This window comes from Cupriavidus sp. 05L411 (assembly GCF_056398045.1).
On record NZ_JBFTOQ010000046.1, the window covers coordinates 47,823 to 55,994 of the forward strand.

At 66.2% G+C, this 8,172-nt stretch carries 7 protein-coding genes; 4 read left to right on the forward strand and 3 right to left on the reverse strand.

Features of this window, described 5'->3' with window-relative positions:
- The first annotated feature begins 30 nt into the window (after positions 1–30).
- The 3 genes from rnr to AC1DQR_RS33325 all read left to right on the forward strand — a co-directional run bounded on the left by rnr (position 31) and on the right by AC1DQR_RS33325 (position 4,230).
- Positions 31–2,622, forward strand: a complete 2,592-nt coding sequence (gene rnr / locus AC1DQR_RS33315) for a ribonuclease R (RefSeq protein WP_174423294.1) — start codon at positions 31–33, stop codon at positions 2,620–2,622.
- 88 nt (positions 2,623–2,710) lie between these two features.
- Positions 2,711–3,454, forward strand: coding sequence for a 23S rRNA (guanosine(2251)-2'-O)-methyltransferase RlmB (gene rlmB, locus AC1DQR_RS33320; RefSeq protein WP_043352050.1), 744 nt, complete (start codon positions 2,711–2,713; stop codon positions 3,452–3,454).
- Between the two features lie 17 nt (positions 3,455–3,471).
- Entirely contained in the window at positions 3,472–4,230 is a 759-nt protein-coding gene (locus tag AC1DQR_RS33325) for an SIR2 family NAD-dependent protein deacylase (RefSeq protein ID WP_416049056.1), read from the forward strand.
- Between the two features lie 61 nt (positions 4,231–4,291).
- Here AC1DQR_RS33325 and tal read toward each other — a convergent pair whose 3' ends face one another.
- A complete protein-coding gene (gene tal / locus AC1DQR_RS33330; protein ID WP_416049055.1) occupies positions 4,292–5,230 on the reverse strand; it encodes a transaldolase in 939 nt (312 codons plus the stop codon).
- Between the two features lie 174 nt (positions 5,231–5,404).
- Between tal and rpiA the strand changes: the two genes are divergently transcribed.
- Positions 5,405–6,091, forward strand: coding sequence for a ribose-5-phosphate isomerase RpiA (gene rpiA / locus AC1DQR_RS33335; protein WP_416049054.1), 687 nt, complete (start codon positions 5,405–5,407; stop codon positions 6,089–6,091).
- A gap of 100 nt (positions 6,092–6,191) precedes the next feature.
- Here rpiA and AC1DQR_RS33340 read toward each other — a convergent pair whose 3' ends face one another.
- Entirely contained in the window at positions 6,192–6,467 is a 276-nt protein-coding gene (locus AC1DQR_RS33340) for an oxidative damage protection protein (RefSeq protein WP_043347409.1), read from the reverse strand.
- A gap of 110 nt (positions 6,468–6,577) precedes the next feature.
- On the reverse strand, positions 6,578–8,014 hold the full coding sequence (argA, locus tag AC1DQR_RS33345) for an amino-acid N-acetyltransferase (protein WP_174423289.1): 1,437 nt from the start codon (positions 8,012–8,014) through the stop codon (positions 6,578–6,580).
- Positions 8,015–8,172 lie beyond the last annotated feature (158 nt).

Sequence of the window (8,172 nt, forward strand, 5' to 3'; positions counted from 1 at the left end):
AAATCGTTTGTCAAATAATTCTAGAAAAAATTGAATCAGAATAACTATCCGATCCCTAGTCGGGAAGAAATCCTTGGCGTCCTGCGGACGTCGGGGTCGCCCTTGTCGGGCGGCGATATCGCCAAGGCGCTCGCTGTCACGCGCAAAGAACACGACGGCTTCCAGAAACGCCTCGCCGCCATGGAGCGCGACGGCCAGATCGAACTCAACCGCAAGGGCCGCTACGAGCTGGCCAACCAGCCTAACTTTGTGGTCGGCCGTGTGCAGGGCCACCGCGATGGCTTCGGCTTCCTGATCCGCGACGATGGCGATGACGACATCTTCCTGCCGGAGCGCGAGCTGCAGAAGGCCATGCACAACGACCGCGCCCAGGTGCGCGTGATCGGCTACGACCGGCGCGGCCGGCCCGAAGGCCAGATCGTCGAGATCCTCGAGCGCGCCAACCGCTACGTGATCGGCCGCCTGCTGAGCGAAGGCGGCGTGCTGGTGGTGGCGCCCGAAGACAAGCGCATCAGCCAGGACATCCTGATCCCGCCGAAGTCGCAAGGCAAGGCGCAAGTCGGCCAGGTGGTCAGCGTCGAGATCATCGACTACCCCGATCGCTACGTACAGCCCGTGGGCCGTGTGGTGGAAGTGCTGGGCGACTTCGACGATCCCGGCATGGAAATCGAAATCGCCGTGCGCAAGTACGGAGTGCCGCATGAATTCTCGGATGCCTGCGCCAAGGAAGCCGCCGGCCTGCCCGACGAGGTGCGCGAGTCCGACCTGGAGCACCGCATCGACCTGCGCGACGTGCCGCTGGTGACGATCGACGGCGAGGACGCGCGCGACTTCGACGACGCTGTCTACTGCGAACCCGTCAAGATCGGCCGCTCGAAGGGCTGGCGCCTGGTGGTGGCGATTGCCGATGTGTCGCACTACGTGCGCCCAGGCACGGCGCTCGACGCCGATGCGCTGGATCGTGCCACCTCGGTGTACTTCCCGCGCCGCGTCATCCCGATGCTGCCGGAAAAGCTCTCCAACGGCCTGTGCTCGCTGAACCCGCAAGTCGACCGCCTGTGCATGGTGTGCGATGCGGTGATCACCGCCAAGGGCGAGCTCAAGGGCTATCAGTTCTATCCCGCCGTGATGCATTCGGCGGCGCGTCTGACCTATAACGAGGTCTGGTCGGTGCTGTCCAACACCAAGGGCCCGGAGGCGCACAAGCGTGCCGACCTGGTGCCGCACCTGCAGAACCTGTACGAGTTGTTCCAGGTCCTGCTCAAGGCGCGGCGTGAGCGTGGCGCGATCGACTTCGATACCACCGAAACCTATATCGTCTGCAATGCGCAGGGCAAGATCGAGCAGATCCTGCCGCGCACCCGCAACGACGCCCACCGCCTGATCGAGGAATGCATGCTGGCCGCCAACGTGTGCGCCGCCGATTTTCTCGAACGCTTCAAGCATCCCACGCTGTACCGGATCCACGCCGGCCCGAGCGAGGAAAAGCTGAAGAACCTGCGCGAGTTCCTGCGCACCGTCGGGCTTTCGCTGGCCGGTGGCGACAAGCCGCAAGCGGGCGACTACGCCGACGTGATGGACAAGATCAAGAGCCGTCCCGATGCGCCGATGTTGCAGACCATGCTGCTGCGCTCGATGCAGCAGGCGGTCTACAGCCCGGACAACATCGGCCACTTCGGCTTGTCGTACGAGGCTTACGCCCACTTCACCAGCCCGATCCGCCGTTACCCGGACTTGCTCACGCACCGCGCCATCAAGGCCGTGCTGGCCCATACCAAGTACCGGCCGGCATTTGCGCCGGGCACCGCGCTGAACACCGCGATCGCGCCCAAGGCACGCCGCATGCAGGCCAAGGACGCCGCCGAGAAGGCAGAGCGCAGCGCCGCGCGCGCCCAGCGCAACGAAGCCATCTGGGACGAGCTCGGCCTGCACTGCTCGGCCAACGAGCGCCGCGCCGATGAAGCCTCGCGCGATGTGGAAGCCTGGCTCAAGTGCTACTTCATGCGCGACAAGCTTGGCAGCGAGTATTCGGGCACCATCAGCTCGGTTACCTCGTTCGGCATCTTCGTGCAGCTCGACGAGCTCTATGTCGAGGGCCTGGTCCATGTCACTGAGCTGGGCAGCGATTACTTCCAGTACGACGAAGCGCGCAATGAGCTGCGCGGCGAGCGTACCGGCATCCGCTATCGCCTCACCGACCGCGTTCGCGTGCAGGTTTCGCGCGTGGACCTCGATGCGCGCAAGATCGACTTCCGCCTGGTGCAGGAACCCTCAGCCAAGAATCTGCGTGGCCGCGCCCCGACCGTCGATGCCGCGCCGCGCGTGCCCGCCGCGCACGCCGTGCCCGCGCGCAAGAAGGGCCGTCAGCTGGCCGCGCTGCTGGGTGGCAGCTCCAAGCCGGAAGAGTCGTTCGACGAAACGCTGGACCGCGTGATCGAAGAGCAGCCGGTGTTCGAAGCTGTCATGACGCCGGTCAAACCGCACGTGGGGCAGGGCGCCAAGGCCGGCGGCAAGCCGGCCAAGCGGGCCGCCAAGCCCAAGCCGCAGCATCTGGGCTCGACGCACAAGGGCGGCGCCAAGCCGGCCGGCAAGAGCAGCCGCGCCTCGCGCAAGCGCACCTGACGGCCATGGCGCCGGCACCGGCTTGCCCGGTTCCGGCGCCATGGCTGCGGACACGGGGCAAGCTCCGGCGGGAATGTACAATCTCGCCATGGCTAAACAAAAACTCCTGATCGGCTTTCACGCCGTCACCGCGCGCCTGCGCCAGGACGCCGCTGGCGTCACCGATGTCTACGTAGAATCCGCGCGGCGTGACCGCCGCATGCAGGACTTCATCCGCCTTGCCGAAAGCCTCAAAGTCCGCCTGCATCCGGTGGATGCCGAGCGCCTGCGCGGCATGGCCGGCACCGACCGTCACCAGGGCGTCGTCGCCCGCGCCGAAGATGTGGCGCTGGCCCTCAATCTTGACGAACTGCTCGACGGCATCGAGGGCACGCCTTTGCTGCTGGTGCTCGACGGCGTSACCGATCCGCACAACCTGGGCGCTTGCCTGCGCGTGGCCGATGGCGCTGGCGCGCACGCCGTGATCGCTCCGAAGGACCGCAGCGTGGGTTTGAACACCACGGTGGCCAAGGTGGCCAGCGGCGCGGCGGAGACCGTCCCCTACATCACTGTCACCAACCTGGCGCGCACGCTGCGCGAGTTGCAGGAACGCGGCATCTGGGTGATCGGCACGGACGACGGCACGGAAAAGACGCTCTATGACGTCGATTTCAAGGGACCGGTTGCCCTGGTGATGGGCGCCGAAGGCGAGGGCATGCGCCGCCTCACCCGCGAAACCTGTGACGAGCTCGTGAGCATCCCGATGGCCGGCGGCGTGGAAAGCCTGAACGTTTCCGTGGCCAGCGGCGTGTGCCTGTATGAGGCGGTGCGCCAGCGCCGCCTGAAGCGCTAAGCGCTGGGGCGGCATCCATGACGGCGTACATCGACGCGCAGGCGCTCGCGGCATCGCGCCGCCTGATCGGCGAAGCGACCAATATCATGGTGCTCACCGGCGCGGGCGTATCCGCCGAGTCCGGCGTGCCCACGTTCCGCGATGCCATGACCGGCTTGTGGTCGCGCTTCAATCCCGAGGAGCTGGCCCAGGAAGACGCCTACCGGCGCCAGCCCGCGCTGGTCTGGGAGTGGTACCTGCACCGGCGCGAGCTGGTGGCGGCCACCGATCCCAACCCGGCGCATATCGCCCTGGTGGCGCTCGCCGCGCAGAAGGCCGTGACCCTGGTCACGCAAAACGTGGATGGCCTGCATCAGCGCGCCGGCAGCCGCGATGTGATCGAGCTGCACGGCAACCTGTTCGCCAACAAGTGGCTTGACGGCTGCGGCCGTTGCGACCCGGCGACCGCCGTGCCGGGCATGCCGCCGCGCTGCTCCCTTTGCAATGCCATGATGCGCCCCGGCGTGGTGTGGTTCGGCGAGGAACTGCCGCGCGTGGCCCGCTATCGCGCCGAGCACGCGGCCGAGCAGTGCGATCTGTGCATCGTGGTGGGCACCTCCGGCCTGGTCTATCCGGCAGCCGGCTTGCCCGGCGCCGCCAAGGATCACGGCGCGCACGTCATCGTGGTTAATCCTGAACCCTCGGCGCTGGATCAGACCGCCGACATCGTGCTGCGCGGCCCGGCCGGCGTGGTCTTGCCCTTGCTGTGGGACAGTGTGAGCGCGACACCAGCCTGAACCGCGGCCCTCCGCCTGGATTCCCGGGCGGTTCCTGTTTTCTCCCTCTCAATTCCCCCTCTCAAGCCGTAATCAACGCCTCCAGCTTGACCGCATCCGCCGCAAATGCGCGGATCCCCTCTGCCAGCTTTTCCGTCGCCATCGCGTCTTCATTCAGCTGCCAGCGGAAAGCCGCCTCGCCACACTCGATGCGGGCGATATTGCCGGCCTGCGCCTGGTCGACCGACAGCTTGCGCTCCACGGTGCCTTCGCTGGCGGCGAGCTGCTCCAGCAGGTCCGGGCTGATGGTGAGCAGATCGCAGCCGGCCAGCGCCAGGATCTGCTCGGTGCTGCGGAAGCTGGCACCCATCACTTCGGTGGGGTGGCCGAACTTCTTGTAGTAGTCGTAGATCTGGCGCACGGAACGCACGCCGGGATCGTTGTCGCCCGCGTTGGCGGCGGCGTCCCATTTGTCGCCGGCTTGCTTCTTGTGCCAGTCCAGGATGCGGCCAACGAAGGGCGAGATCAGTTGCGCGCCGGCCTCGGCGCAGGCAACGGCCTGTGCCAGCGAGAACAGCAGCGTCATATTGCAGTTGATGCCTTCGCGCTGTAGCACTTCGGCGGCGCGGATGCCTTCCCAAGTGGAGGCGATCTTGATCAGCACGCGCTCGCGGGCCACGCCGCGCTGCTCATACAGCGAGATCAGGTGGCGGGCCTTGGCCAGTGTGGCTTCAGTGTCGAAGGACAGGCGGGCGTCGACCTCGGTTGACACACGGCCCGGCACGATGGCCAGGATCTCGCAGCCAAAGGCGATCAGCAGGGCGTCCATCACGGCGTCGGTGCCTTCATTGCCGCGCACGGCCTTTTCCAGCAGGGGGCGGTACTCGGCCTTCTGGACGGCCTTCAGAATCAGGGAGGGATTGGTGGTGGCGTCTTGCGGCGTGTACTGCTTCATCACCTGGAAATCGCCGGTGTCCGCCACCACGGTGGTGAACTGCTTGAGCTGATCGAGCTGGTTCATGGTCAGTGAGTTGCTTTTAAGGGTTGGTGATGGCGCAGGACCAAAACGGCAGGCCCCGGGCGCCGCGCTGATGCATGCCTCGGGTCATTGTACCGTCGGCTCGCGCCCACGCCGGGGATGTCACGGCATTCCGGTACACTATGCGGTTTCCCCCAAAGCAGATGGGCTGTTGTCATGACACAGGATGAACTCAAGGCGCTGGTGGCGCAAGCCGCGGCCGACTATGTCAAAGAGGTAGTGCCGACGGGTGCGGTGCTGGGCGTGGGCACGGGCTCCACGGCCAACCTCTTTATTGATGCGGTGGCGGCGTTCAAGGAACGCTTTTCCGGCGCGGTCTCCAGCTCGGAGGCGTCCACGCGCCGCCTGCAGCAGCACGGCTTCCAGGTATTGGACCTGAATGAGGTCGACGAGATCCCCGTGTACGTCGACGGCGCGGACGAGATCGACGCCAGCGGCGCCATGATCAAGGGCGGTGGCGGCGCGCTGACGCGCGAGAAGATCGTGGCCTCGGTGGCCAAGCGCTTCGTCTGCATCGCCGACGGTAGCAAGCTGGTGGATGTGATGGGCGCGTTTCCCCTGCCGGTGGAAGTGATCCCGATGGCACGCGCTGCGGTCGCCCGTCAACTGGCTGCATTTGGCGGCCAGCCGCGCCTGCGCATGACCAAGGAAGGCGGTATCTTCAAGACCGACAACGGCAATGTGATCCTGGATGTGGCAGGCCTGAAGATCAGCAATCCGAAGTCGATGGAAGAAGCCATCAATCACATGCCGGGCGTGGTCACGGTGGGGCTGTTTGCCCTGCGCGGCGCGGACGTACTGTTGCTGGGCACGCCGGAGGGCGTGAAGCGCAGCGATTATTGAGTCTGCCGGTCCCGCTGGAGGATCGTTGCATGAAAAAGGGTGCCGTAACAGGCACCCTTTTTGTTTTCCACCGCGCGGCGCGAAGCCGCGCTCAGCCAGATCAGGCAGCCGGCGGCGGCACGTAGCCCTGTGCCTGGTCCGCGCCTTCACCGAAGAAGTACTTCTCGGTCTGCTTGAGCAGATACTGGCGAGCGCGGGCATCGGCCATGTTCAGGCGGTTTTCGTTGATCAGCATGGTCTGGTGCTTGAGCCAGCCAGCCCAGGCTTCCTTCGACACGGTTTGCCAGATCTTCTTGCCGAGTTCGCCTGGCAGCGGCGGCAGGTCGAGCCCTTCGGCTTCTTTGTTGAGCTTGACGCATTGAACCATGCGGGCCATGGGGAACTCCTTGTTGTCGTGTGATGTGGCCGGCGCGGCGAGGGGCCGGCCGTTGCGGTGCCGCTATTGTAACGAAGCAGGGGCCGGCCTTCAGGCTACCCCCACCGCCGTCACAGCTTCTTCATCAGCACCATCGACTTGCGCTGCCAGTTGTAGAGCTTGCGCTTGTCTTCCGGCAGGTCGTCCACGGTGGCGTGGACAAAGCCGCGCTTGAGGAACCAGTGCTCCGTGCGGGTGGTGAGCACGAATAGGCGGTCAAGGCCGAGGCTGCGGGCGCGGCGCTCGATGCGCTTGAGCAGGCGCTCGCCGTCGCCGGTGCCCTGGGCTTCGGACGACACAGTCAGGCAGGCCATCTCGGCCATGCCTTCGCGCGGGTAGGGGTAGAGCGCGGCGCAGCCAAACAGCACGCCATCGTGCTCGATCACCGAGAAGTTGGCGATGTCGCGCTCGATCAGGTGGCGCCCGCGTGGCACCAGCGTGCCATCCTGCTCCAGCGGGGCGATCAGCTGCAGGATGCCGCCGACGTCGTCCAGTGTGGCTTCGCGCAGGCTTTCCAGGTCGGTGTCGGAGATCATGGTGCCGACGCCGTCGTGCAGGAACAGCTCGAGCAGCACCGAGCCGTCCAGCTGGAAGGGGATCAGGTGGGCGCGCGGCACACCGCCCTTGAGCGCCTTGACCAGGTGTTCCAGGTAATAGGAGACATCAGGCGGCAGGTGGTTGTTCTGCAGCCGCTCGATGGCGGTGCGCAGCGACATTTCCGGCATCAGCTTGCCGACCGGGTCCTGCACGCCGGGCACTTCGGTGATGAATACCAGCTTGTCGGCCTTCAGGGCGATGGCGGTGGCGCTCGCCACGTCTTCCATCGACAGGTTGAAGGCCTGGCCGGTGGGCGAGAAGCCTAGCGGCGAGAGCAGCACGATCTTGCCGTGCGACAGCGACATGCGAACCGACTCGCCGTCGATCTTGCGCACCAGCCCGGTGTGCTGGTAATCCACGCCGTCGACGATGCCGAGCGGGCGGGCGGTGACGAAGTTGCCGGAGATCACCGACAACTGGGCGCCAGCCATGGGCGTGTTAGGCAAGCCTTGGCTGAAGGCGGCCTCGATATCCAGGCGCAGTTCGCCGGCGGCTTCCTTGGCGCACTCCAGCGCCGCGTTGTCGGTCACGCGCACGCCGTCGGCGAATTGCGACTCGACGTGGCGCAGCGCCAGTTGCTCTTCCACCTGCGGGCGCGAGCCGTGCACCAGCACGATCTGCATGCCCATGGCGTGCAGCAGGGCCACGTCATTGACCAGGGCGTTGAGGATGTTGGCCTTGACCAACTCACCGCCGAAGGCGATCACGAAGGTCTTGCCGCGGAAGGCGTGGATATAGGGCGCAACCGCTCGCAGCCAGTCGACGAACTGCTGGTGGTCGGGGGCGCCACGCTCGACGGGGTCGGCGCCGGTAGCGGGCGCGGGCAGCGTGGAAGGGTCGGTGACGGGCAGGGGCTCGTCCATTTCGGACGGCGCGGGCGCGTCGGCTGGCGTGTCGGTTCTTGCATTCATGCCGCGGATTATAATCCCGGCCAATGTCAGCACAACGCCCCGCCAAACCTTTGTCGCCGGATCGGAAAACCGATGCCGGCCGCCCCGCGCCCAAGGCCGCCCCTTCGCCAGCCCAGCCCGCAGTGCAGCCTGTCGCCAGGCCGGCGCGCGCGCCGGCC